Below are 26,067 nucleotides of genomic sequence, written 5' to 3'. Positions count from 1 at the left end.
CCCCCGCCCCGAAGAAGCCCCGCCGCCGCAGCGCCTGACCACCAAGAGGACCACCATGAGCATCCCGCTCCCCGAGCCCACCAACTGCCCCGACTGCAACGTGCCCCCGGGCAAGATGCACGACGACCTCTGCGACATCGCCCGCTGCGCCCTCACCGGCTGGCAGCGGTCTGCCTGCACGCACCCCTCCAGCACCACGTGCAACACCCGCTGGGACGGCATCTACCCCGGCACCGTCGAGTGCTTCGAGCGCGGCTGGACCATCCCCGACGTCACGGACATCGACGGCAACCCGATGCCGGACCTCAACCGCCTCTACGCCGAGTCCACCTGGGACCCGGGCTCGCAGCGCATGGTCCCCACCAGCGAATCCGGCGGGGGACAGGCGTGAACTCGTACCGCGTCACCTGGGAGATCGACATCGACGCCGACGATCCCGAGGAAGCCGCCCGCAAAGCCCTCGGCATCCAGCGCGACCCCGACTCAACAGCGACGGTCTTCGGCGTCCACGGCGACGGCAGGTACGCCGAAGTCGACACGGCTGTTGTCGAGCACGCCGAACCCGGTGTCGCCATCCAGCCCTGACCGCACCCGGCCGCCCGACCAGCAGAACCGCCCCACCTACCAGGAAGGACAGCCCGTGACCGTGATATCCCTGGCCGGCATACCGCTCGACCGCATCCCGATCGTCTTCACCCACCGCAAGCGCGACCTGGTCGACCTCCTTCGCTCCGGCACGCTCACCGAGCAGATCCAGACCAGGGCCTTCTCCCACCCTCACGCCAGGAACATCCGGGAGGCATACGACCCCTTCGTCGGCAGGCTCTGGATCATCGAGTCCCTGCACATCCTCGACCCCGCGGGCGCCCAGGTGCGCAACGTCCGGAAGGTCTTCACCCGGGACCCCCACCAGCCCTGGTGGATCCTGCCGATCCACCCCAGCCAGAACGCGTACGAGTTCGACCCCGCCACTGGCGGGCCGGCGAAGAAGAGCGGGCGCCCCTACCCGCACCCCCAGCTCCCCCCGGAGATCGCCCAGATAGAGGAGGAGCGGTGCGGACCCTACCGCGACGCCTTCGGGCTCTGCACCGGCTGCGGGCTCCGGGGCCGGGTTCCCCGCCGCTGCCGGGCCGACGACCCTCACCGCGCGCGGGAGTCCCAGCGCGTGTCGTTCGCGCGGCCGTGGAAGTGGGTGCCGTGCCCGCACGCCTGTGGCTACGTGGACGCGCCGGAGACCGACCCGGCGAAGCTGTTCAACCTCGTCCCCCAGGTCAGCCCCAGCTTGTAGGCTGACCCCGAGACGTTGAACGCGCGCACGCGTTGAGGCCCTGCCCCCCGGTACGGGGGCAGGGCCTCTGTGCGTCGCAAGGGCACTTCGTTGGACGGGGCGACCGCCCCCCGCGCCCACCTGCCGACTCCTCCAGCGCGCCCCCGAGGGAAGGCGCAGGAAGGGCTAATGGGAACCTCATGGGAACGGAAGGATAGAGAAGTCGAGTGAAAGATCGAGAGGGGACGGAAGTAATTACCCCTCTGACCTGCGATGGAGGTAAGGTCAGGGGAGAGCGAGGACGGGACGGGGAGCATACTTTCGACCTCGTAATGCGTAGGTCTCGGGTTCGAATCCCGAAGGCGGCTCCAGAAAGGTCCTGGTCAGATAGCCCCTGACCAGGGCTTTTTTCTATGCCCGGGTCAGTCGGGGGCGGAACTCGATGATCTTCGCACCCTCTTGCGTGCCCATTGCGTGCCCATCCGTGTCAGCATCTGACGTCCCGGACAGGGGCAGGGTGGTGATCATCTGCGCGATTTCTTCGGGCGTGTGGTTCTCCTGCATGGCGGCCTCGACGACCTGCGCGAGCAGGTGCTCGATGCTCAACCGCGCGACCTGCTCGATACGCGGGTCGACCGCTTCCTCGGCAGGGCGGCGGGACGCGCCGCGCGGCACGATGGCGGCCGTCGCCTCGGCGGCCTCGCGCGCAGCCTTGGGCATGACCGACTGATAGATGTCCCGCGTGATCCGGCTGTCGCTGTGGCCGAGGGTCTCGGACACGATCTTGACGTCGACACCGGCGGCCAGCATGAGCGAGGCGGCGACGTGCCGCAGGTCGTGCAGCCGGATCGGGGGCAGGGTGGACAGCTCGACGAACCGCTCGAACAGGTCCGTAAGCGTCCCGGGGTGAATCCACTCTCCGTTCTCTTGGGTGAAGATCCGGCCTGTGTCCTGCCACGCCTCGCCCCATTCGAGGCGCTCCGCAGCCTGTGCGGCCCGGTGCGTCTTGAGCACCTCGACGGTGTACTCGTCGAGCGAGATGATCCGCTCGCCGCTGTCCGTCTTGGGCGCGGACTCGACGACGTCCCACCCGTCCTGTACGAGCTGCGTCGCGATGGTGAGCTCGCCCGTCGCTTCGTTGAAGTCGGACCAGCGGAGCCCACACGCCTCGCCGCGCCGCAGACCTCGGAACGTGATCAGGTGGAACAGCGGCAGCAGCCGGTGCCGGAAGTCGGCGAGGAAGTCGAGGAACGCCCCCGCCTGCTCCGGTGTCCAGACCATGACCGGGCTCGGCTTCTGCCCGGTACGCAGCCACTCGGCGACCCGCTCATCGGTCCACACCATCGCTTTGGGGCGCTTCGCGGCGGCGAGCTCGACGTGCTGCGCGGCGTTGAAGGTGATCGAGCCTCGGGCGATGGCCGTGTTCAGCGCGGCCCGCAGCGTCGCCCTGATGTGCTGCTGCGTCGAGGGGCCCGTGACGCGCCGGAACGGCGGCATCGCGGCTATGGCCTCCTTCATGGCCTTCCGGCGGGCGCGGTTCTCGCCGCCCTTCCACGGGATCGACTTGAGCTCGGCCATCGCCGCACGGCGGGCGGCGTTGGCCTCGATGATCTCGACGTTCGTCTCGGCGATGGCCTCGAACATGGCGTCGAGGTGCGGCACGGTGAGCCGGTCGACTCGGATCGTCCCGATCCGGGGGATCAGGTGGCACCGGATGTCGACGTCGTACCGGGCGAGGCCGCTCGTCCGCAGCGCCTTCTTACCGGCGATCCACAGGGCGAGCCACTCGGCGATGGTCATGTGCTGCGTGAGGGACTGCCCGGTAGCGAACTTCCGCTTCACCTCGTCGTGATCGGGGATCGCTTCCGTGGTGGCCGAGATCCCGGCGAGCAGGTCGCCGAGTCGGGCACGGCCTTCCGTGTCGTCCTTGTCGGCGATGTTGAGCAGGGCGCGCACCTTGTCGAGGTCGGCCTGCGCGTCGGTCTGCGTGTCGTATCCGGCGCGGCGGAAGAGTCGGCGGTCGCCGTCGGTGGTCGGGGGCAGTTCCTGCCGGATCGCCCACACGCCGTGCTTGCGCTGCTTGCGCTTGGGGCAGTCGGTGCCCAGTGGCTTGCCGTCCTTGTCTCGGCAGTAGCAGCGCCGTGTCGTGGTGCCTTTCGCGGTCACTCACGTTCCCTTCGGTTGATCTGGTCGGGGTGGTCGAGCAGTTCGAGCCGCTTCATGTCCTCGGTCAACTCGGGTGGCAGATCGGGGACGGTGAGGCTCGCGCGGACCATGTCGTTCACGACCTGCGCGAGTTCGCCGAGGCGGTCGACGTACTCGGTCTGTGCGCTCGGGTCGAGCGCGGCGCGCAAGCGGGCTTTGTGAGCCGTTTCGCGGCGTCGGGTGAGCTCGGGGTACAGCGAGACGGGATAGGCCGCTGTGCCCCATGCAGAGGCCCACGTCTGGCCGGTCCCGGCGAACTGCCGGGAGTCGGGGACGTAACGCCCGTCGATCGGGCCGTCGAGCGTCGGCGTCGTCTCGCCGGTCATCCACTGCCACACCGTGTGCGGGTCGCGCGGGTCGGCGGCCGGGACGGTGGGCACTGTGCTCTCGCTCCCGAGCGGGAGCATCAAGAGCAGTGGGGGTGTGGCGAGGGCGAGGCCGAGCACGAGCAGGTCGTCGACGGTCACCGGACGGCGGCGCTGTTTGCCCTCGCCGCCTGCTCGGCCGGTCTCGATGCTGACGATCACGGCGTACGTGATGTCGGGGCGCCCGAGGCGTGCGCACTCGGCGGCGAGGTCGTTTCGGTTCATGCCGAGGCGCTCGCGGTGCCGGCGGATCTGAGCGGCGACGACGTCGCCCGCTGTCTGGTGACTGTGCATTTCGCAAAGCTAGCTTTGTAGCTTGCAAAGCGTCAACCTTGATCGTACGTTGCTGATCTAGGCACTGCTCGGCATGAACGGGCCGACGTGCACACGGATGTCACGAGGGGCAGGAGATGAGCACCACAGAGCAGGGGATGACACACGACGAGCTGATGTCGCTACCGGTCGCGATCCCGTTGGAGACGGCGAACCGGGCGCTGCACCTCGGCCGGACGACCGGCTACCACCTCGCCCGGACGGGTCGCTACCCCGTGCGAGTCCTGCGCCACGGACGGGCGTACAAGGTGTCGCGGTACGACCTGCACCGGCACCTCGGCGTCGCCGAGGACGGCCGAGCAGGCGACGGGGCATAGCCCGGAACGACTCTGCCCGCCGCCGCCCTCGGAGAGAGGGCCGCGGCGGGCAGAGTCGCGGGTGCGTCGGGGGTCTACGACCAACCGTGCTCGGTGAGCTGCTCGCCGCCCGTGAGGTAGCCGAGCAGCCCGGCCGCCGGGTACTCGATGATGTCCTCGGGCAGCTCGTGCACGGACCACCATCGCAGGTCGAGGCACTTCTCGGGCTCGCGGTTGACCGGCTCGCCCTCCCACATGGTGGCCAGGAAGAACAGGCCGATGCGCTCGGTCTCGGGGTCCTGCTTGTGGTGCACGACGTGCACGAGCCGCAGGTGCTCGGGGTCGACCTCGACGCCGGTCTCTTCGCTCAGTTCGCGCGCTGCGCCGACGGTGAGCGGCTCGCCGGCGTCCAGCTTGCCCGAGGGCGCGTGCCAGCGGCCGTATCCGTACGGGCCCCCGCGCTGCGACAACAGCACCTTGTCGCCGTCACGCAGAATCACGTGTGTGTCGATCACGGGGGTCGCGGGTGTTGGGGTCATGAGTTCACCGTGGGGTCGTCGGGTGGGGTGGGGCTGCTGACGCTACCCCCGGGGGGAGGGACGGCGTCGGCGATTCGCTTCGCTACGTCCGTAGGGGTGGACATCGTGGAGTCGAGCACGAGCACCTCGACGCCGAGGGTCATCAAGGTCTGCGCGGCGTCGCCGTAGAGGTCGACCTCGCGGGTCGGGCCCGACGGGTCGTCGTGGAACCTGTGGCGCTTCCCGCGCTCGGCGAGCCGGGCGGCGATGGTCGCGGGGTCGGCCGTGAGGATCACGGCCAGGTCGGGCAGCAGGATGTGCCGGTTCAGCGCGAGCACGAACGGCTCGGGGACGCCGTCGAGCTGTTGGAGGACGAGACTCGACGCGAGGTAGCGGTCGCAGAGGACCGTGTCGCCGCCCGTGAGCATGGGGGCGAGCTCGACGTCGATGTGCTCGTACCGGTTCGCGGCGACGAGACAGGCGAGGGCGCGGCCGTGAATGTGGTTGGCCTTGGCGCGGGTGAACTCGCCGAGCTCGCTCGTCGAGGGTTCCGTCGTGGTGTGGACTCTGTCGCCCCGGTCGGCGAGCAGACGTCCGAGCTCGGCGACCGTGGTCGACTTCCCGACGCCGCTCGGCCCGTCGATGGTGACGAACGTCCCCGCGTACCCGGTCACGCGGCGACCCCCAAGCGGTTCCGGTCGTGCTGCTCGCGCGTGAGCATCGCGAGCGTGGCGCGCAGCTTGGCGAGGGGGACCGTGCCGAACTGGACGCCGACCGAGAAATTGAACTCGTCGCGGGCACGCATGGACTCGTCGGCACCGTCGGCGGTGAGGTCGACGTCGGAGTACGCGAGCAGGGTGTCGGGGTTGTGCCCCTCGGCGGTCAGCTTGGTCCAGATCGGCGTTCCGGGGTAGGGCCGGAACTCGAACACGCTCGCCCGGAACCTGCCGGCCTTGTACTGGTCGGCGGCGCTCCACAGGTTGTGGATGTGGCGCACGGTGGCGTCGAGGTCTTCCTGCTCCTCCCCGGGATACCCGAGGATGAAATACCCCTTCACTCCGATGCCGCGCGCGAGCAGGCGCTCGGCGACCTTCTCGGTCATCTCCGCCGTGATGCGCTTGTCCATGCCCGCGAGGACGCGGTCGCTCCCCGACTCGATCCCGAGGGCGACCTCGCGCAGCCCGTTCGCCTTGAGGGTGTCGAGCATGTCGTCGTCGAGCCGGTCGAACACGTTGATCCGCCCCGTGGCGTCCCACACGTACCGGTCACCGATCCGGTGCCGGGTGAACGCTTCCATCTGCGGGACGATCACACGTTTCGCGCCGAGGAACAGGTCGTCGACGAACCGGTACGCGGTCGTCCCGTAGGTCTCGTGCAGGTGGTCGAGCTCGTCGACGATGCCCTCGGGCGACCGGGGACGGATCTTGACGTCGGGGTTCGCCGAGACGGCGGCGCCGCAGAACCCGCAGTCGTACGGGCACCCTCGCGAGCCGACGATGTTCGCCTCGATCCGGCCGTCGTCGGCGAGGTACGGATCTTGCGGCAGGAACTCGCGGTTCACGAGCGGCAGGGCGTCGATGTCCGGGCTCAGCCAGTCGGCCACCTTCTCGCGCGCGATGCCGGCGGCGCGCGTGCCGAGCAGCCGGTCGCGCCACATGACCCCGGGCAGTTCGGCCCGCCGTCGCTCGTCGGCCAGGAGCGCGGCGACCCGGGGCTCGCCCTCGCCGATCACCAGGGCGCGCAGGTTGGTCATGCGGGGGTCGTCGAGGATGCGGTCGGGCATCGCGCGGGCGTGGTGCCCGCCGACCATGAGCGCGATGTCGGGGTCGAGCCCGGCGGCGATCCGGGCCGACATCTCGTACGTGGGGGCGAGCAGGTTCATCCCCACCCACCGGGGCCGGATGCCGTTGATCAGGCGGGCCGTCGCCTCGACGCCGAGCCCGAGCGCCTCGGCGTCCAGTACGCCGACGTTGAAACCGGCCTGCTGCGCGTACGTGGCGATGTAGGCCATCCCCAGCACGGGCAGGGTGTAGTCGTTGGTCCGGGGACGTAGGGCGTAGTCGCGGAGCGGCGCGTTCACGAACAGGGCGTCGAGCTCCCGGTTCGGGTCGGCGCCGGCGATCAGGTCAGAGGTCGCTCGGGTGTCCTCGGCGGCCGTTAAGGTCATTGCTCCCCCACGTGAGAGTGAACAGGGTCAGGGCGTGCAGTTGAGGGCGGGCGGGCGCCCACCGGCGCCACGTGGCCTCGAACTCCGGTTCCTTCGCCGGGAATTCGAGACCGGGGGCCGCCCTCCGGGCCCACGTCCGCACGGCGAGGTCGCCGTGCGGGTAGATCGAGAAATCGCCGGTGAAGTCGGCCGCGGCGGCGCTCGCCGTCCACGGGCCGATACCGCGCACCCCTACGAGCTCTTTGATCAGGCTCTCGGGGTCGAGCGTGGCCCAGTGCTCGCCCCGGTCGAGGTACGCCTCGGCGGCGGAGCGCAGGGCCTTGCGGTTGAACTTGGTTCCGACGGCGGCGAACCCGTTGTCGGAGAGGCCGAGCACCGTCTCGGGGGTCGGCACGAGCGGGAAGTCGCCGGCCGCCGTGGCGACCGTCCGCCCGTACGCGCCGTAGAACGCCCGGTGCTTCCGCAGGGCCTGCTTCGCACTCACGACCTGGCGGAGGATCGCCGTCGTGATCGCGTCCCACAACGAGGGGTTGTTGAGGCGGGCGACCGTGCCGAGGCTCACCAACTCGGCGAGCAGCGGCCCGGCTTCCCTCGGGGCGGGCAGCTCGATCGGGGACGTGTAGGCGGGGAACGGCTGCTCGGCGGCGCCGTCCCCCTCGATGGGCCAGAGGGCGAGGTGCGCGTTCGCGTTGTTCCACAGGGCGAGCCACACGGTCCCGCCGTGCTCGACGAGACGGGCCCGATCGCCGTCGGCCGTCGTGTGCCATCCGGGGTGTTCAGTGATGATCGTCGTACTCATGAGCTCAATTCCGGTCGGGAGGTGCGGGTTCGGGGCGGCGAGTAGGTCGCGTGCGTGCGTATTTCGAGGTACCGCACGGGAGTCACTCTCCACTCGGCGACCGCCCCGGACCCAAGTACCACGGTGAAGCCGCAGTGCGTACCGGAGTTGAGCAGACCGAGGGCGTGCACCCATCCCGATTCCGCCCACTCGACCGCCCGCTCGACCTCGCGCGGGGTCATGCCGAGTACGTGAGCCGTGCGGACCTGCACGCGGAGCGCGCGCACCGCCTCACGGGCGCTGCCGAGCACGCGAGGGGTGCGCCACGGGGCTGCGCGTAGCGCGTTCTGGGACTCGTAGAGGAGCGCCTCGAACAGAAACCCTTGCTCGACGGATGTCGCCACTCCTTCGGGAGAGCAGGGCAACCTTGTTCCGTTGACGTTGATCACACCGATCACGGCTCCCATGCCCTCACCTTCTGGATGCGGCTCATAGTTGCCCCCGGCCGGCGGGGTCGCTCGGACCTGCCGGCCGAGGGGCAACCCTCGGGGGCCTCCCCAACTAGGTTGCAGGCAGGGAGGTTTCCGCAGCTCTAGGCGCGGTCTTGCCGAGATCCGCCTAGCGTTGCGACGCACGGTGAAGGTAGCGCTACGGTCGAGAACGCGGCAAGTGTGCCCCGGGGCATACTTGTCCACCCACCCTGATTGGCATATGCAAGTGCCCCCCGACCGGATCGGTCGGGGGGCACCGTTGCTACTGCGCGCGAGAGCTAGCTCAGCAGGTGATCGAACTCGCCCGCCTTCACGCCGGCGATGAACGCGGCCAGCTTCTCAGGCGTCGTCGATACGACGACGTTCGGATCATCGCTCTCGCGCATCTTGATCGCGCCGTCGTGAGCCCTCTTGAGCTCGACGCAGTTTTCGCCGCCGCCTCCCGAGAAAGACGACTTCTGCCACTCAGTGGGTGATGCGCTCATTCCCTGTTTCTCACAGTTCCCTTGCGATGTGATGGATCAGATTCCTCGACCCTTCCGGGTCGAGCGAGGCGTGCTCGGCAATGTCGAGCAGAACCCGATATTTCTTCAAATCGGCGTAGGCGTCCAAGAAGCGCCCGCCGAAAGCGCTGTCGATCTGAACGGTATCCAGTTCAGGAACGGGGCCACTCGCGTACAAAACTGGCTGTGTTACCTCGATGAAGTCCTCGCTCGTAAAGGGAATCACCCGAATGAACACAGTGGGCAGCTTGGAAATCTCGATGAGGTATTCGAGCTGTTCGCGAACGACCTTGCGACCGCCGAACCGCATCCGCAGGGCGGCCTCATGGATGATGGCCGTGTACTGGGGCGGGGTCTCGCGCTCGAAGATCGTGAACCGCTTCAACCGATGCTCGACGCGCGCCTCGACCTCATCCTCGGGCAGCTTGGGAGTCACGCCAGAGAATAGGGCGCGAGCGTAATTCTCGGTCTGGAACGGGCCGGGAAACGTGATGCTCTGCATCGAGCGCATGGATACGGCGTGATGTTCGAGCTCGGCCATGTTCAGCCATGCCGGGTCGAGCTTGCCTCGAAAATCGTCGTACCAGTGTTTCCCCCTGTGCTCAAGCGCTATTGCACAGAGAGCAGAGATGAGAGGTTCATTGTCGCACTGGTAGAACGTCGCCAAACGTCGAATGCGCTCCACGCTTACGCCGATCCGCCCCGCTTCGAGGTGGCTCACCTTGGCTTGGTCCGTCGACAGGAGGCCGGCCGCTTCGCGCGCCGTCTTGCCCGCGCTCTCGCGCATCTTCCGCAGCTCGGCGCCGAGGCGCTGCTGCCGTGCGGTCGGGTTGTCCCTCGGTGGCATTGGTCCCTTCCCCTGTCGTTGACATGAGTCTGCCGCCTAAACGTGCTGTGGGTCCACCTCTCGGCACCTAGGGAGGGGAGCACCCTTGCCCCGGGGCATGTATGCCCCCTACAGTCCAACCAGCACCGCGCCACGCCAGTAAGCCCGAAGTGCAGCCGTGACGCACGCCGTTGAGCGTGCCGTCGCCCGGGACGGCCAATGCCACGCATGGCGAGCGCGAGCCGGACCGCGTTGGGAGACAGACATGACGAATGCAGCCTTAGCACCTCCCGCACCACCTGACACCTACGTCTTTCTCGGCCCGAACCTGCCGACCACAGCCCGGATCGCTCGGGATTGGCTGGTCGGGGTCCTACGGGGCACCGGGCACCATGAGCTCGCCGAGGCCGCGCGCCTCTGCACCTCCGAAGTGGTAACCAACGTGCACGTTCACGCACGGACCACGCCGCAGATCATCGTCGAGGCCCGAGTCGCCGAGCAGTGGGTGCTCGTCGTGGTCTACGACAACCGACCGCACCCCGTGACCGAGGTCGAGCTCGGCCCCGCCTCACCCGATGACGAACACGGCCGAGGTCTGGCGCTCGTCGACTCCTTCGCCGACTCGTGGGGCGTGTCCACCCCTCGGCGACCGATCCCCATATACGGCGGACCGGCCCCCATGAAGAAAGCCGTTTGGTTCCGACTGTCCGACGACGCGAGAGGCGAGGCCGCATGACCCCCGTACCCACCCCTGCCCTGATCGGCGTCGTGACCCTGTGCGCGAGCCTCGGCGTGCTCGCTCTGGTCGCGATCTACGCCTCGATGCCGAGTCCGCGTCGGGCGATGACGCCCCCGCCGGACCGCCCCGGTATCCGGTACTCCTGCTACTGCTGGCAGCGCCCCGTGCGGGTGCTGATCGTCGAGCCGGAGCCCGAGCCCGAGCAGCAGCCGGTCGCCGCGCGGCGAGGACGGCACGCCAAGGGCAACACAGACCACCGCGCCCACCCGCACGCCTCCCCTGCGGCGGCGGGCAGCGGCGGAAGGGGGAAGGTTCCCGTGCCTGCGGCTGCATAAGCCGTCCGCACGGTGACCCCCGGGCAGAGGGCCCTCGACGAGTGCACCGTCGAGGGCCCTCTCGCCTGCCCGCACAACGACAAACGCGCCCCCTGCGCCGGTAGTTGACCGGTGCAGGGGGCGCGGTGTGTTCAGTGGGTGGCTGTCTGCCAGAGGGTGAGAGCGAGGCCGATCACGGCGATCATGGCGAGGACGCTCGGGAGCGGCCACCGGTTCTTTTCGAGGGCGTCGAGGCGCTGCTCGTGGTCGGCGAGGCGGGCGTCGCTCTGGTCGCTGCGCTGCACAAGCAGGGCGAGCGAGCCGTCGAGGCGGGCGAACCCGGTCTCGACGGTCGAGCGCAGCCGTTCGAGTTCGAGGGCGACGTCGCCCGGGGTCGGGTCGGTCACAGGCGGCCGTCCCGGTCACGGTCGAGCGCGAGCAGCTCGTCGTCGCGGTCCGGGGCGACCCGCAGCCACGACGGAAGCAGGGCCTGCACGCCGGGGAGCGACATCACCCGAGAGGTGCCGCCGGCGACGGCGAGCGCTGCGGCGACCCACGGCAGGGTGGCCGGGACGCCGGACGCGTCGACGATCGCGGGGAGCAGGACGGCCAGGGCGAGCGCGGTCTGCACGACGGTGCGCAGGGTCCGGCGGGAAGCGTCGGTCATGGGGGGTTCCTCTCTTGAAAACGGGGCGCCCCGCCCGCGAGCGGCGGGCGGGGCGATAACGGGGCGGGTCAAACCTTGGGGACCTTGAGGGCGTCCCAGCTCTTACGACCGGGCCACCCATCGGCGTCGGCACCCCGGTACCCGAGGCGCTGCTGCCACCGGGCGTAGCTGCGCCGGTCCGCCTCGGTCCACTGCGGGCCGGGCCCCTCGCTGTAGGCGGAGCAGCCGACGGCGACGAGCCGGCGGCCCATGGCGGTCACGACCGCCGAGCGCGGGTTGCGCTTGAAGAAGTCGGCCCCGGGGAACGGCTCGAACCGGGCCGGGGTGCCGCCGGTGTCGGACCCGCCGTTGGGGCGTGGGGCGCCGCGCTGCACCCACGAGTAGAGCGGGCCGCCGGGGCAGGCGGTCGGGTGTCCGTCGCGGTGCCCCTTGATCTCGTCGCCGGCGTCGCCGTCGGCGCGCAGCCACTCGACGGCGTCCCGGAGCGCGGCGAGCTGCGGGTCGGTCGGCTCGGTCAGTCCCGAGCTGCCGAGCAGCGCACACACGGCGTAGTGCGCCGAGTTGAGCGCGGCCGTGCCGTTGGCGCCGGTCTTGCGGTGCGCGCCGCGGCCCTCGAACACGTAGCCGTGCGGGCAGACGAGCGCGTTGTACGCGACGTCGCTGTAGTCCTCCTCGTCGTTGGCGAGGTGGCTCGCCTGTATCGCGCGGACGCGCGGGGCGCACTGCTCGTGCGCGTCCGGGCGGCCGAGGGCCGGGGGCACGTAGGTGCCCTCATAGTGGATCTTCACCCCTCGGGTGCCGCTGATGTAGGTGAGGGAGTAGCGCGAGGGGCGGGCACCCCACGCGGAGCGGGTGACGAACTTCAAAGGGTCCTCCGGGCATAGAAAAAGCCCCGGCCGTCGGGCTCGGGGCGTGGCGAGGTGGGGCGGCGGTCAGGCGAGCGCCGCCCAGAAACGATTACTCCCGTTCTCCATCGAGCCGAGGGTGATCGAGGCGGGGGCGGTCGCGGCGCCGGTCGGGTACGAGCCGAAGCGGCGGACCGGGGTGAGGCCGAAGACGTTCGGCGGCGCGCTGAACGAGCTCTCGGCGACGAGCATCATCGGACCGTCGCCCGCCGTGGTGTTGTACTGGAATCGCCACGCGACGTAGTAGAGACCGGCGGGGGCGGAGTAGGCGGCGGTGAGCGGGACCGAGACGGTCGCGCCGCCGGTGTTGTGGACCTCGGCGGGTTCGGCGGCGGCGGTCGACAGGTCGGCGGTCTGCGCGACCCGGGTCCCCGACGCGTTGTAGAGCGCGGCCCACGAGCCGGTGGTGAGTCCGCCGGCGTACCCGCCGAAATGCCACGCGATCTTTGTCACGGACGCTGCCGACCGCAGGTATACGGCCGTGACCCGGATCGGGCCCGACCCGGGGTAGAGCGGGGCGGAGTGCCCGAGGGCGGGGTCGAACGCCCACGACAGCAGGCCGAGGTCGCTCGCGCGGAACTCGCCCCCGCCGAGGGCGTCCACGTAGGACTTGCGGGCGAGGTGGGTGTCGGCGGTCGGCGCGGCCGAGCTCGACGGCACGCTGCTGAACGTCTTGGCCCCGGCGACGGTCTGCGTCCCGGTGAGCAGGACGGCGGTACCGGCCGCCTCGGCGCCCACGTCGCCGGCGGCGAGGGTGACGGCGCCGGTCTTGCCCGCGACCGAGGTCACGGGGACGCCGGACGGCTGTACGTATCGGGCGTCGGCCGCGGCCAGGTCGAGCGCGCCGACGTCGGCGGCGGCGAGCACGACCGCACCGGTCTTGCCGTTGACCGACGCGACCGCGCCCCCGCCCGAGAGCGTCGGGAGCTGCGCGGCGGGCACCTTTCCGTCGGGGCCGAGGGTGGCGACGCCGCCCGCCGTCCCGGCGGCGCCCGTGGCGAGGGCCCCGACGTCGGCCGCGCTCAGCACGACGGCGGCCGAGCTCTTGCCGTTGACCGACTGGACGACGCCCGCCTGCCCCGTTGCACCGGCGGCCCCGGGGTCGCCCTTGTCTCCCTTCGGCCCCCGCAGGTTGCCGACCGGGCTCCCCCACCCCGAGGCGCTGCGCTGCCACACGTCGCCGGTGTCGGTCCTGATCAGCAGGTCGCCGGGTTTCGTGCTCGTCGAGGGAGTCGTCGCGTTGTTGGTGTAGATCGCCGCGCCCCGGACGTCGCCGCCGAGCTGCGCCCACGTGCCGGCGGTCTTCTGCCACGTCGAGACGGTGGTCGAGGTCACCCCGAGGAACACGGTCGTCTCGTAACGCACGTACAGGTCGCCGTCGATCCCGAGGGCGGCGGCGGGGGCGGCGGCGCCGCTGTAGATCACGGAGCCGGGGGCGCCGGACGGACCCCGCTCGCCCTGCGGCCCCGTCGCCCCCGGCACGCCGACGTAGTTCGGTTTCGAGGGGTCGGTCGGGGCGATGTCGGCGAGGTCGACCTCGGGCTGCGCCCGGGGAAGGACGACGTTGTACGAGCGGCCCACGGGGATTCCCGCGAGCTGCTCGGTCACGATGTACGCCCACCCGCTCGGGTCCATGTCGGGGGCGTCGGTGGCGGGCAGGGTGACCTCGAACCCGCCTTGTGCGTCGAGCTGCACGGTCACCGGGCCGCCGAGGATCACGTCGGCTCGGGGGAAGGTGAGTTGCGCCGGTGCGCGGAAGACGATCGCCCCGGACAGCGGGACGCCGTTCGGGGCGAGGAAGCGACCGCGAACGGTCACGGTCGGGATGCTGTCAGGCAGCATCGGCGGTGTCCTCCTTCGGCGGCGACTGCGGGAACGGTGGCGGCTGCATCGGCATGTCGACCCCGTTCTCGGGGCCGACGGTGTCGCCGACCGGCGCCGTCGCGAACGCGCGCGCGGCGGCGAGGGCCTGCACGGGCGGCTCGGGGATCTCGTCGCGGCCGTAGGTACGGCGGGTGAAGCCGCCGAGGCAGGACACGCGCACGCCCCCGGTACCGGACTTCTGTCGGCCCTGAATCCGGATGAACACGACGTGCTCGAACTCGGCGCGGTCGAGGGGGAACGTGTACCAAGCGGTCTTGTAGACGAGAGCGGTCGCGCTGGCGGGGGCGGCGACGGAATCGGTCTTGATGTCGGTCCAGTTCGCCTCACTGGCGACCCGGTACTGCACCTTGATCTCGCACGTCGCCCCGGGCGCCGCCGCGAACTCCAGTTGAAGCGAGGCGACCGGGTTGTGCGCCTGAATGGTCGCGAACCAGCAGTTCACGAACGAGCTCGTCTCGATGACCTCGTTCGCGGGCGGGAGCGGCTGGAACGGGACGGGGAGCGCCGGCGACCCGATGCCGCGGCCCGAGGTCGTGTCGTCGCTGATCACTTGGTGACCGCTGCGGTCCCAGATGCTGACGGCCTGCGTTCCGGCACCGCCGAGCTCGGCGTCGGGGAACGCCCGGATGCTGAAAGCGGTGGTCCCGTCCTCCCGCTGCATGATGACGCCCTGCTGCCGAGACCCGTCCGGGTGGTTGAAGTACGTCGAGAACGCGCCGACGCCGAACAGGCCCGTGCCGTCGGGGGCGAGGACTTCCAGCGAACCGCCTTCGGCGATGACGACTCTTCCGTTCGAGATTTCGTCCATGCGGGGGCGCATCTGCGCCCGGCCGCGTAGCTGCCGTACCTCGCGCTCAAGCGCGCTGATCCGGTCGAGCAGATCCTGCGGGACGAAAGGCACTAGGGGACCTCCAAGAACAACTTGGCCGTCTCGGGACGGCCTCGCTCGGGCGGGGTGACGGAGACGCCGACGACGCGGTACCGGGCGTCGAGAACCTCGGGGTGCCACACATCGCGGATGCGGAGCCGGATCGTCGAGCCGAGCAGGGCGGGGGTGATCGCGCCGCCGAGCAGCACCTCGACCTCGGGGATCTGCACCGGCGTGCGGGCGGCCGTCCAGTCGGCGCGCGCGTGCGCGTCGAGGGTTGCCTGCCGCTCGACCGTGGTGTGATCGCTCGATCCGTCGAGGCGGGGCCATCCGGCGTCGAGGTCGTTGTCGTCCACCAGGACCGGGGACATCAGCGGGTACGAGTCCGCAGCCTGATTGCGGTTGATGGTCGCGCCCCGGGACTGCCAGACGTTCGCCTTCGTGGTGGCGTCGATGGGCCACGTGTAGGAGAGGACCGGGCCGGGGTGGTCGAGGACGATGTCGGACGCCCCGGAGCGCAGCACCGGGTGCCCGAGTTGCAGCCGCTTGACCCTGCTCCCGTCGCTGTCACGGAAAGACGCGATGCGCCACTCGAACCCGTCCTCGACGGCGGCCAGGTCGTCGAGCAGAGAGCCGACGCTCGGCAGGTCGAAACGCAGGTACGTGCGGTCGCGGACGATCCCGGACGTGTGCATGTCGTACGTGATGCCGATGTCGCCGCATCGCGCGTCCTGCGCGTAATCGACGAGCTGCCGCACGATGTCGAATTGGTCGACGCCCTCGGAAACGTGCGTGTCGTAGAGGTAGCGGCGGTGCAGGTAGCTTTCCCACCCGCCGACTTGGACCTGCGCGCCGAGTCGGCCGCGGCTGTCACTGGCGAGGGAGAGCGTCCACAGGATGCCGCCCCACCACAGATCACGGCCGCGCTCGACCCATACCCCGGTACGCCCCGGGACCAGGGCGTACCGGGCGCGCTTGGCGAGGGCGGCGTTCGGGATCGGGACCGTGCCGGTCATGCGGCCGGTCTTGCCGATGTAGTCGTCGAGGGACATCCCCTGTATGGGCAGGGAGTCGAGTACCTGATCGCTGCGCAGGTCGCACAGGAGCAGGCGGTACCCCGGCGTCACGCCGGTCCGATCCACTGCAAGGCGAGCTTGCTGTAGCTCCCCGGGATGTTGCTGAGCGCGGCCCCCGAGAACACGCTCATCTCGACGTAGTCGCCGGCGGCCAGGACCACGGGGCGGGCCGCGCCCGTTCCCTGCCCGCCGGTCGACGACGCCATGTGCGAGAGCTGGATGTCGCCGGCGTTGTTGATCTGCACGCGGGTGCGTGCCTGTGTCGCGCCGGACGGCCACGCCTGGTGTGCGTAGACCACCCACAGACCGCCGACCGGCGCCGTGAGGCGGGTCGTCGCGGCCGACGACCACATGCCCGGCGTCGCCGCGTCGGTACCGGTCCACTGGATCTTGGTGTACGTGTTCGCCGACAGGTTGTACGTGTTCGTCTTGACGGTCGACGCGTAGTAGCGCTCGACGACCGGCCGCCATGACGCGGTGGACTGCGACCAACGCATGAGCCGCCCGCCGTGGTCGGCGTACTGCCCGTCGTACGCGCCGGCGTCGGCGGCCGTGCCGCCGGGGGCGACGCCGCCCGCAGCCACGGTGTACCGGCGGCGGTCGGCGAGGGCGGTGTTCCAGTTGATGCCGTTCACGCCCGCCGAGGTGCCCGCCGGAACCGAGACGTCCCACAGGCGCAGGGACGCCGGGGGCAGTTGCGGCGGGGCGGGGGTCGCGCGGGCCTCGCCGACGACGACCTCGATCCTCGCGAGGTTCTGTCCGAACTCGTCGAAAAGCTGGTCGAGCACCCGAACCGCGACGGTGTCGACGCGGTTGAACTGCGGGTCGCCGTCGGTGATCGTCAGGGTCTGCGGGGCGTCGAGGGCGACCGGGTAGGCCCCTTGCGGGGTGGTGCCCTGAACGACGGCGCGACCGGCACCGATCTGTAGGGCCATCGCGCCGGCGCCGGTCGCGGCGAACGGGTTCCCGCCGGGGATCACCCCGTCGCGGGTCCGCATCTCCGTCTCGGGGGTGTACGTCCCGATCGGGGCGAGGCGGGTGTCTTCTCGGGTCTGCCCCGTGGGCAGCAGCCATGCGGGGCGCACGGGCACGGGCGGACCTCCTTACCAGTAGGCCGAGCGATAGCGCACGGCAACGGAAGCGGTGGGGTCGGTACTGCCGGGGGCCGCGCGGAACGCGAGGGTCGACGTGCCGGGGGGCAGCGTCCATGTCTGCTCGGGCACGCTGCGCGCGGTGGCGGCGTAGAGCCGCGAGGCGGTCGCGTTGAGGGTGACCGTGCCCGCGCGGGTGTCGACGACGAGCACCTCGCCGGCCGTGAGCGGTAGGTCGTATTCGAGCGCGTCGCCGGTGTCGATGTTGGTCAGGGACGGCCGTTCGACCGGCCCTCGGAACTCGATCAGCGGGTGCGTCTCGGCGTCACCGAAGTTGGTCACCGACAGGGTGCCGGTCGATCCGGGTTCGCCGAATGCGAGAGGCCACCCCAGCGGCCAACCGAGACCGGGCTCGGAGGACGGGAGCCGTCCGGGGGCGACCCGTTCGATCAGGTCGTACCGGCGCGGGTCGGTCGCCTCGAACTGCATCGCGCCCCCGGTGACGACGCCGATCGCGTATCCGCCGGTGGCCACCGGGACGGCTCGGCGGATGCACCGGGCCCACGAGAGCAGGGGAGGGGAGCCGTCGAGCTTGATCACGAGAGGCAGCTCGTCGTCGCGCAGGGCCGTCGCGGCGGACAGGGTCCGTACGGCGGTGCTCATCCGTCCGGGCTCGGTCCGGATCACGACGCCGTCGAGGGTGATCGTCCTCGGCTCGGCCAGCAACCGGCCGGGGAAGGCGCCGTGCGCGTCGGAGCGGTTGACGCTCCCCGAGTCGTACGCGGGCGTCTCCTCCCACCCGGTCAGGGACTCCCACCCGTAGGTGGTGCGGGGGCCGAGCAGCAGGTCGCCGAACTGAACGTGCCCGGGGAGGGTGACCAGATCACCGGGGGCCACTGGTCACCCCCTCGCCTTGGCCTGCCACGCGAGCGCGGCGGCCGTCTGGTCGGCGGTCGCCGACCCCGCGTGCCAGTTCTCAATGTGGACGGCGGGGCCCCAACCGCCGCCGCCTGCACGGCCGTTGGCCGGTGCGCCTGCGGTGGCGAACTGCGGGGCGGGGACCGAGACGAGTCTGCGCATCGTCCGGTCGACGGCGGGCGCCCCCGCCTTGATGCCCTCGACGATTCCGGCAGGGATGAACTTGCCGATCTTGTCGCGCATGAGTCGGGAGGGAGAGTGAATTCCGAGTGCTTTTGCGATCGGTCCCGGAATCAGATCCTTGGCCCAAGAGGTCAGGGTCGAGCGCAGCCACGAACCCATGGCCTTGATGCCGTTCCAGAGCCCCCGGATCAGATCCTTGCCCTTGTCGTACAGCATCGAGCCGAAATTGCCGAAGTAACCGGCGATCATTCCGGGCAGGCCGCGCACCCAATCGAGCATCTCGCCCGCTTTTCGGGTGGTGCCCGACTTGATCGAATCCCAATGCTTGATGATCAGGCCGACCAAAGTCCAGTTCAGGAAGAAGTCGACGATCCGCCCCGGAATTCCCCGCACCCAATCGACGGTTGCGTTCCAGACGCGCAGCGTCCCGGCCTTGATCGAATCCCAATGCTTGATAATGAGACCGACCAAAGTCCAATTCAGGAAGAATTGGAGGATCGCATTTCCGATGTCCTTGAGTTTGCCCCAAACCCAATCCCACGCCGCTTTCGTGGCGCCGACGATCGCATCCCAGTTCGATACGACAAGCGCGACGATGCCGACGACGGCGGCGATCACGAGCGCGATCGGCCCCATCGCGAGCAGCCACGCCGCGGCCATGCGGGCGCCCTGAATCAGGGACTGCGTCCCCATGAGCAGCCACGCGCCGACCACCCGACCGGCGGCCCCTACGGCGCCCGCACCTTGTGCGATCCACCCGGCGAGAAGCGTCGCGTTCAGCGCGACGAACCTCGCCCCGGCGGTGACACCGGCCGCTGTCTGAGTGGCCCAACCTGTGACGACGGCGGTCGTCGTCGTCCAAGCCGTGATGCCGAGCGCGACGAGCGTCGGCATCATCAGGAGCGTGATCACTCCGGCGGCGATCGAGAAAGACGTCGAGTGATCGGAGACGAACCCGGCGGCCGTGCCGAACGCCGAGCCGAAGGTGCCGAGGTAGCCGGCGCCGGTCTCAAGCGCCGGGATCAGGTAGGTCCCGAGGGCCCCGACGACCTTCTGTTCTATGCCCCTCTTGAATGCCTCGAACTTGGTCGCGGCATTGTTGTGCATCGCGTCGCCGGCGGCGTCTGTTGCTCCCTTTACGTCGCCGAGCGCCTTTACCGCGCTGGACGGGTCGAGCGCGTAGAGCGCGCGCTGCATGTCCTCGCTTTTCGTGCCGAAAAGGCCGAGCGCGATTTCGGACTGCTTGGCGGGGTCCTTGACGCTGCGCAGTTTGTCGAGGACTTGGTCGAGCGCTTTCGCTGCTTCCGGGCCGCCGGTCTGAAAGACCTTCTGCATTTTCTCGGCAGAGAAACCGAGATCGGTAAATGCGGTGGCGGTCGCTTCGCCCATTCCTTGTGCTTGAAGGGTGAATTCCTTCAAGCTGTCGGCGACCGTATCGGCGTCCCGCGCACCACCCTTGAGCCCCTGCTGCAAAAGGCCCATCGACGTCTGAGCGTCGAGGCCGAGCTGCCGAAATTCAGTGGGATACTCGGAAAAAGTGTCGAGCAAATCCTCGGCGACGTCGACGCCCTGCTGCGACCCCTTGACGAGAACGTCGAGCGCCTCCTGAGCGGAGTCCGCAAGACCGTTCTTCATCATCGTGCCGACGGCACGGGAGACTCGGCCGACGTCCTCGCCCATGACCGAGGCCGCACTCGCGACCTGCGTCGCAAGGGTTTTGACCTGACCCTGCGTCGCGTCGGGCGGGAGCAACCCGTTCCGGGCGATGCCCTTGATGATCTCGGCGCCGTCCTCGACCGAGTCGACGATCGCGCCCGCGTAGAGACTGCCCGCGACCTGGCCGTACTGCTTGGCGACCGGCCCGGTCGCGCCTAGCTGCGCCTCAAGCTGCCCGGGGATCTTGCCCTGTTCGAGCGCCTTCCCGACCCCGGCCATGAGCGCGCCGCCGATCGCGCCGCCGATCGCTGCGGCGGCGAACCCCTTGAGCGCGGTTCCCATCCCGGCGGACGCCTGCTCGGCGCCGTCGGCCGCGCCCTCGGCGAGACCATCGCCGAGGGCGTCGCCGGCGGCGTCGCCCGCGCGGTCGGCCTCGGCGGCGATCCGGTCGCCGCCCGCCTGTACGGCGGCGCGGGCGCGGTTCATCCCGGTCTCGGCGCCCGAGTCGTCGATCGTGACCGTGGCGGCGAGCTCGCCCACCATGAGCGCCATGGGGCCTCACCTCCGGGTGGGTCGACCTCCCGTCGGGGAGGTGTCGGGCGGAGGTGTCAGCACCCGCGCGAGGCGGGACTCGGCGGAGAGCAGGGCGAGGACGCGCACGCGCAGCCATCGCCACGACCGGGCGCGCAGAACGCCCGGGTCGCCGAGGTCGATACCGAAGATTTCGTGCAGATCAGCCTCGACGAGCGGCCACTCGGCGAGGATCTGCGCCCACGTCAGTGAGGCTTGCGGCCCTTCTTGCCCTTTCCTCGGGCGGGTGCCGGGCGGGTACTCGTACCACTCGTAGAGCCCCGACTCGGGGTCGAGCTCGCCGCACCCGATCGGCTGCGGCGGGCCGCCCGGTTCGGGGCCAGACGAGAAGGGTCGCCGGCCGCGTTCCAGTAGCGTTCGGCGGCGGTCTTGTCCTGCGCGATCCACACCATGGCGGTGATCGCGGCGTGCTTGAGGGCGGGCCACGGGACGGCGTCGGCGACCATCTCATCGTGCGCCGTGCCGAGTACCTCGCGATAGAGGTCGCGCTCGGCGGCGTCGCCGAGCACCTGCTGATCTGCCTTCCCGCCGTCGGCCGCCACGGCGGCGGCGTTGATCAGGGCCTGCGTGCGCAGACCGATCTCGGCCGACGGGGCGGGCACGGTGTAGAGCTTGCCGCCAACGGGGAGTTCGAGCCGCTCGTCGAGCAGCTCGTCGAGGGCCTCGAACGCCATCAGGCATCACCCCCCGCCTTGAGCGTCTTCGTCTCGGCGGCGGCGAACGTGCCGCCGCCGGCAACCGGGTTCGTGATCTCGACGAGCGGACCCGAGCCGGTAAGCGTGACCTTGATCGTGTCGACCTCGTCCGGGCCGCCGCCGTCCGGCTCCCACGTCACCAGGGCCGTGCCCTCCTGCGCGTCCGGAGCGCCGTTGCGGTCGTAGTAGCGGACCCGCACGTACGACGCCGCGCCGAACGACCGGGCCGCCTTCCGAAGCGCCTCCTGCGCGGCGTTGAAAACCCCGGTCGTCGGGTGCGCGCGGTGCGCGAGGGTCGTCTCGATCGACCACGCGAGCATGGTCACGGCCTGCTCGCTCCACCCCTCAGCGTCGTAAGTCGTGACTTCCTGCTGAGTGGGTTCGATCTTCGGCGTGAACTCGGTGACCCCAGGCACCAAAGCCCAAGAGGGCGTCCCGGGGGTTGTGCTCATGTCCAGTTCGAGGCGGTACCGGCGCGCAAGCGCGGTCACCGTCTCGACCGGGGGCGTCGGGGTGCTCAACGGCGCCTCCTCTATTCAAGATGTGGGGCCGCGCGGTGAGCGCGGGCGTAGTAGTTGGCGGACCGCTCCCAGCGGCCCGAGGCGTCCGTGCCGATCGGAGCGGCCGAGACGCGATAGACGAGCTGCACGGGGACCGCGCCGAAGCGGTGGGGACCGCTGCCGTGCAGCAGCTCGTGCACGTGGTCGTCGAGGGCGTCGACCTCGCGCGGGTCCGGGCCCGCGCGGGTACGCACCTGAATCCCGGTGGTCGTGTCGGTCAGCACCGGGGAGTCGGTGACCGGGTAGGCGGACAGGCAGACGACCCGGTCGGGGGCGGGCGGAAGGGCGGCGATCGTGATTGCGGTCTCGCCCGCCACGTACGCGCCGTCGGGCCGGTAGACCCCGGCGCCGCCGGCGGCGAGCAAGCGAGCGAGACCGTCGAGCAGGTCGACGGTGTAGGTCATCGCAGCGCGCGCCGGATCTGCGCGGCGATCAGCGCCTGCACCTCGCCCGCCGTCTCGGGCAGAACGCCCTCAAGGAACTTGGCGGTCCGGCCGGGCGCGTGCCGGGCGGTCATGTCCTCGTGAACCCTGCGCGCGTATGGGGTGTCATAGCTGACGGCGGCGGTCATCTGCTGCTCGTCGACCGACGTTGCGCCGCTGCGTTCGAGGGTGCCCTCGGCGATCGGCACCCGCTGCCTGCTCGCGGCGAGGACGTGCTCGGCGCCGAGCAGCAGACCCCGGGCCGCGGCCTCGCGGATCGCGCCCGTGGCGGCGGCGCCGTTCCAGCGCAGTCGGGCACGGCTCACTCGCACATCACCTCCGTCGACGCGGGGACCGGTAGGCCCGGGGCGGTGTGGGTGGCGGTGCTGATCGCGGTCGTGATCCGACCGCCGGGCAGCGTCACGCGCGACCCCGCCGGACAGTCCATGTCGGGGGCGGCGATGACCTGCGCGGAGCTCACGACCTCGCGACCGTCGGCGTCGCGCACCATGCGCGCGGCCTGGCCGACGAGCGCGGGGTGCTCGACGAGCGGCCCGTACATCGGGCCGTACGCGCCGTCGCCGAGGTAGGGCTCGACGCCGATCCGGTGGCGGAGCAGGGACGGCGGGACGCGCGTCACCATGGCTGCACCTCGCCCGGGGTGAGTCCTGCGCGCAGCAGCGCGCGGGCGGCGCGGGGGGCGAGCTCGACACCGGCCGCGCCCGCCGTCGAGGCGGCGCGGCCGGATAGGGAGACGGGACCGACCGAGACCGAGTCCCACTTGCCCGCCGCGCCGGTGCCGTCGTCGCCGGCGGCGAGCCAATACTCGACCTGCGCGCAGGTCGCGGAGTTCAGCGCGGCGACGATCTCGGGATCGGTCGGGTCGCCGTCGTCGTCGACGGGATAGATCGCGGTCAGCAGGGCCGAGTCGATGTCCTCGCCCGCCCGCGCGATCAGCCGCTCGGCGTCCGCCGGGGCGGGGGAGCCGAGCCACGTCGCGAGGGCCTCGGGGGTGGTGTACGGCTGTCGGGCCAAGGTCACCCCCTCGCGCGACGGGAACCAGAACGGCCCGCCGACTTGTCGTCGGGCGGGCCGTCCGGCTCGGGTGCGGGCGTCTCGCCCGGCGGGTCGTCGTCGAGCGGCTCGACGGAGTACCCGGCTCCCTGGCAGTAGCCGATGATCGCGATGTCGTCCGTGGTGGCCGTGCCGTCGACGAAGTGCAGACCGCCGGGGCCGTCGCCGGTGTAGTCGCGGACAGGGGCAGTGATGCGCACGGTGATCACGGGCATCACACGCTCTTGATGTTGCGCAGGACGGCCGCGGCCCGGGTCGCCTTGAGGACCGGGGCGAGCGGCCCCATCTCGACCTCGCCGAGCTTGACGGCACCCGAGCTGTTGAAGTCGGGAAGCCACGTCTGCACGAGCGGCACGGACGCGACCGAGGCCCCGTGGAACCCGTCGAGCCCGTACCTGATCGCGTACAGGTCGCCGAGCCCGGAGACGTTCGCGCCGCCGCCCGCGCCGTCGGGGTCGCGGGTGACGAGACCGATCACCGGGGCATTGCTGCCCGCCTTCGACTTGAGGTCGATCAGGGGGATTCCGTTGTACGACGTGACCGGGCGGCCGAACGCGTCCGTCCCCTTGTCGAGCTGGTCGGTCCATGCGGCGACGGTCTTGAAGATCGCGAGCGTCTTCGCGTTGCCGTAGATCACATCCGGGGTGTCGTCCATGCTGGCGAGCCATGCGTCGATGTGGCGCTGCGCGGCGAGCGCGGCGGCCTTGTCGCCGATCGAGGTCCAGTCGAGGTATCCGGTCGCGACCCCGTTCGCGAGCGGCAGGTACTCGGTGTCGGTCCCGGTGAGGATCTTCGACAGACCGTCGAACCCGGCGGTCTCGGTGCCCTTGTCGCCGTTGATCACGGCGTCGGCGAACTTCGCCCTCGACGCCTTGATCTTCTGCGACATGTTCAGGGCGACCGCGCCCGACGCCGCCGGACCGATGCGCGAGATCACGCGGTCGATCCGGAAGCTACCGCCGAGCGGGGTCAGGTCGACGGTGTACCGCTGCGTCTGGACCTCGGCCGGGGTGTACTCCGTGTTCAGGGGGCGGAAGTCGGCGTTCGCCTGTGTGATCAGGCGCCGGTACCCGTAGGTCAGGGTGTCGCCGCCGCCGGTGGGGTTGACGGTGTTGTCGAAGGTGAGTCGGTCGAGGATGTCCGAGCTCTTGCGGAACTCGTCGATCACGGTCAGGTCGAGGTCGTCGGTCGCGTTGTTCCGCGCCTCGGCGAGAGAGGTAGGCAAATCGTTTCTCCTTGGCTGGTCAGCCGCTGGTCATGCGGGCGGCGACGGCGTCGTGCAGGGTGGTCGCGCGTCGCTCGCCAGACGGCGGGCCGTTGAACTCGCCGCCCCCTCGGGGTGGGGTCGGCGTGGCGCGGTAGAGGTCGGGATCGGCTTCTACGGCCGCCTTGATCGCGGCGGTGAGCTTGTCGGCGAACCCGCTGTCGAGCGGGTCGAGGTCGGCGACCGAGGCGAGGAACGAGCGGGAGTTGAGCAGGCGGTCGCCGCGCGCTCCTTCGTCGGCGGCGACCCGGGCGACGGCGAGCTCGACCCGGGCGGTCCGGAGCTCGGCGGCGTGCTCGGAGAGCAGCCGGTCGCGCTCGGCGACGGCGGCGGCCAGGGCGGCGGGGTCCTGCTCGTTATTGCCGCCGTTCGGGTTGAGCGCCTTCGTCACGGCGTCCAGAGCGGCGCGTAGTTCGTCGCGCTCGGCCGCGGCCTGCTCGGCGCGGGTCGTCGCCTCGGCGAGCTGCTGCTCGGCGGCCGGATCGGCGGCCGGCGGCGCGCCAGGGGCGGGGTTCGGGTCACCGGACGGAGGGACGACGGGGTCGCCGCCCTCTCCCGAGCCCCCCTTGATGGGCCAGATCGGGCGCCCGTCCCGGCGGTAGCCGAGGGCGCGGTCGCCGGTACGCGGATGCACCGGCAGGGTGTCGTCGAGGATGTGCTCGGGCATGTGCTCGACCCTCCGAGGGCGTCGTGCGGGCATGGAAAAGGGCCGCCCCGATGGGACGGCCCTTAAAGCGGAAAGGGGTGCGGCTACTGCTCGGGCCGCGCGGCGGCGGCGTAGCCACGAACCCAAGCGGCGGTCAGCCGAGAGTCGTTGAAGCGGGGGCAGGCAGTCACCGGGCGACCGGCCCGCGCGGCGGCGAGCCCGGCCTGCCGAGCCCGCAGCGCGTCCTCGCGGAAGCCCAAGCGACCACCCCCCTCGTACTGCGTGTCCCGGCGGAGGGCGCCCGCCGCCGGGGACGTGCGACCTAGTTCCCGGTCGCGCCGGTCTTGTGGATGATCAACACCATGATGGCGCGGGCGTGGTTGGCCACGGCGCGCAGATGCTCGGTGATGGTCTCCGCCGGCCGCTTGGCCTCGGGGCCGCACGGGGCGATCGGGTTGGACGCGAGGGCGACGAACGAGACAGCGCCCATCGCGAACGGGATGGTCTGGGTGATCAGGTCGAACACGGGTTGCCCCCCGGGTGAGTTGTGATCGTGGTGGTGCGCCGGGCGCCCGGCACCAACTCAGGATCACGACACGGAGAACAAGATCGCAAACGGCGTTTTCGCCCGTCAGGCGGACCTCTAAGGGGGTGGCGGGGGGGGGGGGCGCCCTTTCCTTTTCCGCTAAAGGGGGGCCCCCCCCCCCCCCCCCCCCCCCCCCCCCCCACCAGGGGGGTTTGTGATGGGCGGCCCACTTCCCAATT

The 26,067-nt window shown here is 70.6% G+C and carries 35 protein-coding genes; 6 read left to right on the top strand and 29 right to left on the bottom strand.

The genetic code is table 11. From position 1 onward, the window contains the following. The 3 genes from ADL08_RS32985 to ADL08_RS32975 all read left to right on the top strand — a co-directional run. Nucleotides 1-391: hypothetical protein (locus ADL08_RS32985; protein ID WP_234352351.1), on the top strand; the 391-nt coding region annotated here is incomplete at its 5' end. After that, nucleotides 388-585, top strand: coding sequence for a hypothetical protein (locus ADL08_RS32980; RefSeq protein WP_053649608.1), 198 nt, complete (start codon nt 388-390; stop codon nt 583-585). The genes ADL08_RS32985 and ADL08_RS32980, both read left to right, overlap by 4 nt. 55 nt (nt 586-640) lie before the next feature. After that, nucleotides 641-1,288: a hypothetical protein gene (locus tag ADL08_RS32975; RefSeq protein ID WP_053649606.1), complete on the top strand. Its 648-nt coding sequence runs from the start codon at nt 641-643 to the stop codon at nt 1,286-1,288. Between the two features lie 390 nt (nt 1,289-1,678). Here the strand turns inward: ADL08_RS32975 and ADL08_RS32970 are convergent, their stop codons facing one another. Then, nucleotides 1,679-3,433: a site-specific integrase gene (locus ADL08_RS32970; RefSeq protein WP_078968081.1), complete on the bottom strand. Its 1,755-nt coding sequence runs from the start codon at nt 3,431-3,433 to the stop codon at nt 1,679-1,681. Then, nucleotides 3,430-4,131, bottom strand: coding sequence for a hypothetical protein (locus ADL08_RS32965; RefSeq protein ID WP_053649604.1), 702 nt, complete (start codon nt 4,129-4,131; stop codon nt 3,430-3,432). The genes ADL08_RS32970 and ADL08_RS32965 overlap by 4 nt, the downstream gene beginning before the upstream one ends. 116 nt (nt 4,132-4,247) lie before the next feature. Between ADL08_RS32965 and ADL08_RS32960 the strand changes: the two genes are divergently transcribed. Continuing rightward, nucleotides 4,248-4,487 (top strand): hypothetical protein, encoded by a 240-nt coding sequence (locus ADL08_RS32960; RefSeq protein ID WP_053649602.1) that lies wholly within the window; start codon nt 4,248-4,250, stop codon nt 4,485-4,487. A 74-nt stretch (nt 4,488-4,561) separates the two neighbouring features. Here the strand turns inward: ADL08_RS32960 and ADL08_RS32955 are convergent, their stop codons facing one another. From ADL08_RS32955 to ADL08_RS32925, 7 genes are all read right to left on the bottom strand, one after another. Further along, nucleotides 4,562-5,005, bottom strand: coding sequence for an NUDIX hydrolase (locus ADL08_RS32955; RefSeq protein WP_053649601.1), 444 nt, complete (start codon nt 5,003-5,005; stop codon nt 4,562-4,564). Beyond that, complete coding sequence (gene tmk, locus ADL08_RS32950; protein WP_053649599.1) at nt 5,002-5,658, bottom strand: dTMP kinase; 657 nt, start codon at nt 5,656-5,658, stop codon at nt 5,002-5,004. The genes ADL08_RS32955 and tmk overlap by 4 nt, the downstream gene beginning before the upstream one ends. Beyond that, a complete protein-coding gene (locus ADL08_RS32945) occupies nt 5,655-7,151 on the bottom strand; it encodes a B12-binding domain-containing radical SAM protein (RefSeq protein ID WP_053649597.1) in 1,497 nt (498 codons plus the stop codon). Before ADL08_RS32945 ends, tmk begins: the two co-directional genes overlap by 4 nt. After that, nucleotides 7,111-7,950 (bottom strand): hypothetical protein, encoded by an 840-nt coding sequence (locus ADL08_RS32940; protein ID WP_063885398.1) that lies wholly within the window; start codon nt 7,948-7,950, stop codon nt 7,111-7,113. The genes ADL08_RS32945 and ADL08_RS32940 overlap by 41 nt, the downstream gene beginning before the upstream one ends. After that, a complete protein-coding gene (locus tag ADL08_RS32935) occupies nt 7,947-8,396 on the bottom strand; it encodes a hypothetical protein (protein WP_159043034.1) in 450 nt (149 codons plus the stop codon). The genes ADL08_RS32940 and ADL08_RS32935 overlap by 4 nt, the downstream gene beginning before the upstream one ends. A gap of 302 nt (nt 8,397-8,698) precedes the next feature. Then, nucleotides 8,699-8,905 carry a DUF397 domain-containing protein gene (locus tag ADL08_RS32930; RefSeq protein WP_053649594.1) on the bottom strand — a complete coding sequence of 69 codons (207 nt, stop codon included), beginning with the start codon at nt 8,903-8,905 and terminating at the stop codon, nt 8,699-8,701. Between the two features lie 10 nt (nt 8,906-8,915). Beyond that, nucleotides 8,916-9,770, bottom strand: coding sequence for a helix-turn-helix domain-containing protein (locus ADL08_RS32925; RefSeq protein WP_053649592.1), 855 nt, complete (start codon nt 9,768-9,770; stop codon nt 8,916-8,918). 244 nt (nt 9,771-10,014) lie between these two features. Between ADL08_RS32925 and ADL08_RS36185 the strand changes: the two genes are divergently transcribed. Next, nucleotides 10,015-10,485, top strand: a complete 471-nt coding sequence (locus ADL08_RS36185; RefSeq protein WP_078968082.1) for an ATP-binding protein — start codon at nt 10,015-10,017, stop codon at nt 10,483-10,485. Then, a complete protein-coding gene (locus tag ADL08_RS32915) occupies nt 10,482-10,823 on the top strand; it encodes a hypothetical protein (RefSeq protein ID WP_053649588.1) in 342 nt (113 codons plus the stop codon). Before ADL08_RS36185 ends, ADL08_RS32915 begins: the two co-directional genes overlap by 4 nt. A gap of 131 nt (nt 10,824-10,954) precedes the next feature. Here the strand turns inward: ADL08_RS32915 and ADL08_RS32910 are convergent, their stop codons facing one another. From ADL08_RS32910 to ADL08_RS32820, 20 genes are all read right to left on the bottom strand, one after another. Beyond that, nucleotides 10,955-11,209, bottom strand: coding sequence for a hypothetical protein (locus ADL08_RS32910; protein WP_053649586.1), 255 nt, complete (start codon nt 11,207-11,209; stop codon nt 10,955-10,957). After that, nucleotides 11,206-11,469, bottom strand: coding sequence for a hypothetical protein (locus ADL08_RS32905; RefSeq protein WP_053649584.1), 264 nt, complete (start codon nt 11,467-11,469; stop codon nt 11,206-11,208). The genes ADL08_RS32910 and ADL08_RS32905 overlap by 4 nt, the downstream gene beginning before the upstream one ends. Before the next feature lie 68 nt (nt 11,470-11,537). After that, nucleotides 11,538-12,335 (bottom strand): peptidoglycan-binding protein, encoded by a 798-nt coding sequence (locus tag ADL08_RS32900; protein WP_053649582.1) that lies wholly within the window; start codon nt 12,333-12,335, stop codon nt 11,538-11,540. A gap of 66 nt (nt 12,336-12,401) precedes the next feature. Next, complete coding sequence (locus ADL08_RS32895; RefSeq protein WP_159043035.1) at nt 12,402-14,192, bottom strand: hypothetical protein; 1,791 nt, start codon at nt 14,190-14,192, stop codon at nt 12,402-12,404. A gap of 13 nt (nt 14,193-14,205) precedes the next feature. Next, nucleotides 14,206-15,159 (bottom strand): hypothetical protein, encoded by a 954-nt coding sequence (locus ADL08_RS32890; RefSeq protein ID WP_053649578.1) that lies wholly within the window; start codon nt 15,157-15,159, stop codon nt 14,206-14,208. Then, nucleotides 15,159-16,253: a hypothetical protein gene (locus tag ADL08_RS32885; RefSeq protein WP_107091997.1), complete on the bottom strand. Its 1,095-nt coding sequence runs from the start codon at nt 16,251-16,253 to the stop codon at nt 15,159-15,161. The genes ADL08_RS32890 and ADL08_RS32885 overlap by 1 nt, the downstream gene beginning before the upstream one ends. Beyond that, complete coding sequence (locus tag ADL08_RS32880) at nt 16,250-17,293, bottom strand: hypothetical protein (protein ID WP_053649574.1); 1,044 nt, start codon at nt 17,291-17,293, stop codon at nt 16,250-16,252. The genes ADL08_RS32885 and ADL08_RS32880 overlap by 4 nt, the downstream gene beginning before the upstream one ends. 12 nt (nt 17,294-17,305) lie before the next feature. Next, nucleotides 17,306-18,190: a phage distal tail protein gene (locus ADL08_RS32875; RefSeq protein WP_053649573.1), complete on the bottom strand. Its 885-nt coding sequence runs from the start codon at nt 18,188-18,190 to the stop codon at nt 17,306-17,308. A 3-nt stretch (nt 18,191-18,193) separates the two neighbouring features. Then, nucleotides 18,194-20,602 (bottom strand): phage tail tape measure protein, encoded by a 2,409-nt coding sequence (locus ADL08_RS32870; protein ID WP_053649571.1) that lies wholly within the window; start codon nt 20,600-20,602, stop codon nt 18,194-18,196. Nucleotides 20,603-20,826: 224 nt separating this feature from the next. Further along, on the bottom strand, nt 20,827-21,315 hold the full coding sequence (locus ADL08_RS32865) for a DUF7426 family protein (RefSeq protein WP_053649569.1): 489 nt from the start codon (nt 21,313-21,315) through the stop codon (nt 20,827-20,829). Continuing rightward, complete coding sequence (locus tag ADL08_RS32860) at nt 21,315-21,857, bottom strand: phage tail tube protein (RefSeq protein WP_078968083.1); 543 nt, start codon at nt 21,855-21,857, stop codon at nt 21,315-21,317. The genes ADL08_RS32865 and ADL08_RS32860 overlap by 1 nt, the downstream gene beginning before the upstream one ends. A gap of 11 nt (nt 21,858-21,868) precedes the next feature. Beyond that, entirely contained in the window at nt 21,869-22,300 is a 432-nt protein-coding gene (locus ADL08_RS32855) for a minor capsid protein (RefSeq protein ID WP_053649566.1), read from the bottom strand. After that, a complete protein-coding gene (locus ADL08_RS32850; protein WP_053649564.1) occupies nt 22,297-22,644 on the bottom strand; it encodes a hypothetical protein in 348 nt (115 codons plus the stop codon). Before ADL08_RS32850 ends, ADL08_RS32855 begins: the two co-directional genes overlap by 4 nt. Next, entirely contained in the window at nt 22,641-22,961 is a 321-nt protein-coding gene (locus tag ADL08_RS32845; protein ID WP_199837146.1) for a hypothetical protein, read from the bottom strand. Before ADL08_RS32845 ends, ADL08_RS32850 begins: the two co-directional genes overlap by 4 nt. Further along, nucleotides 22,955-23,353 carry a hypothetical protein gene (locus tag ADL08_RS32840; RefSeq protein ID WP_053649562.1) on the bottom strand — a complete coding sequence of 133 codons (399 nt, stop codon included), beginning with the start codon at nt 23,351-23,353 and terminating at the stop codon, nt 22,955-22,957. Before ADL08_RS32840 ends, ADL08_RS32845 begins: the two co-directional genes overlap by 7 nt. Nucleotides 23,354-23,355: 2 nt before the next feature. Further along, nucleotides 23,356-23,607, bottom strand: coding sequence for a hypothetical protein (locus ADL08_RS32835; protein ID WP_053649560.1), 252 nt, complete (start codon nt 23,605-23,607; stop codon nt 23,356-23,358). Beyond that, nucleotides 23,607-24,617 carry a major capsid protein gene (locus ADL08_RS32830; RefSeq protein ID WP_053649557.1) on the bottom strand — a complete coding sequence of 337 codons (1,011 nt, stop codon included), beginning with the start codon at nt 24,615-24,617 and terminating at the stop codon, nt 23,607-23,609. The genes ADL08_RS32835 and ADL08_RS32830 overlap by 1 nt, the downstream gene beginning before the upstream one ends. A 19-nt stretch (nt 24,618-24,636) precedes the next feature. Then, on the bottom strand, nt 24,637-25,323 hold the full coding sequence (locus tag ADL08_RS32825; protein ID WP_053649556.1) for a hypothetical protein: 687 nt from the start codon (nt 25,321-25,323) through the stop codon (nt 24,637-24,639). Nucleotides 25,324-25,406: 83 nt separating this feature from the next. After that, a complete protein-coding gene (locus tag ADL08_RS39090) occupies nt 25,407-25,562 on the bottom strand; it encodes an Rmf/CrpP fold protein (RefSeq protein WP_324610429.1) in 156 nt (51 codons plus the stop codon). Between the two features lie 62 nt (nt 25,563-25,624). Next, complete coding sequence (locus tag ADL08_RS32820; RefSeq protein WP_053649554.1) at nt 25,625-25,828, bottom strand: hypothetical protein; 204 nt, start codon at nt 25,826-25,828, stop codon at nt 25,625-25,627. Between the last annotated feature and the right edge of the window lie 239 nt (nt 25,829-26,067).

Origin of the sequence: Streptomyces sp. NRRL F-6492, from assembly GCF_001280125.1 — a bacterium.
Taxonomy (GTDB): domain Bacteria; phylum Actinomycetota; class Actinomycetes; order Streptomycetales; family Streptomycetaceae; genus Streptomyces.
The sequence above is the reverse complement of the archived record's forward strand: the minus strand, read 5'-3'. Positions and strand labels throughout refer to the sequence as shown.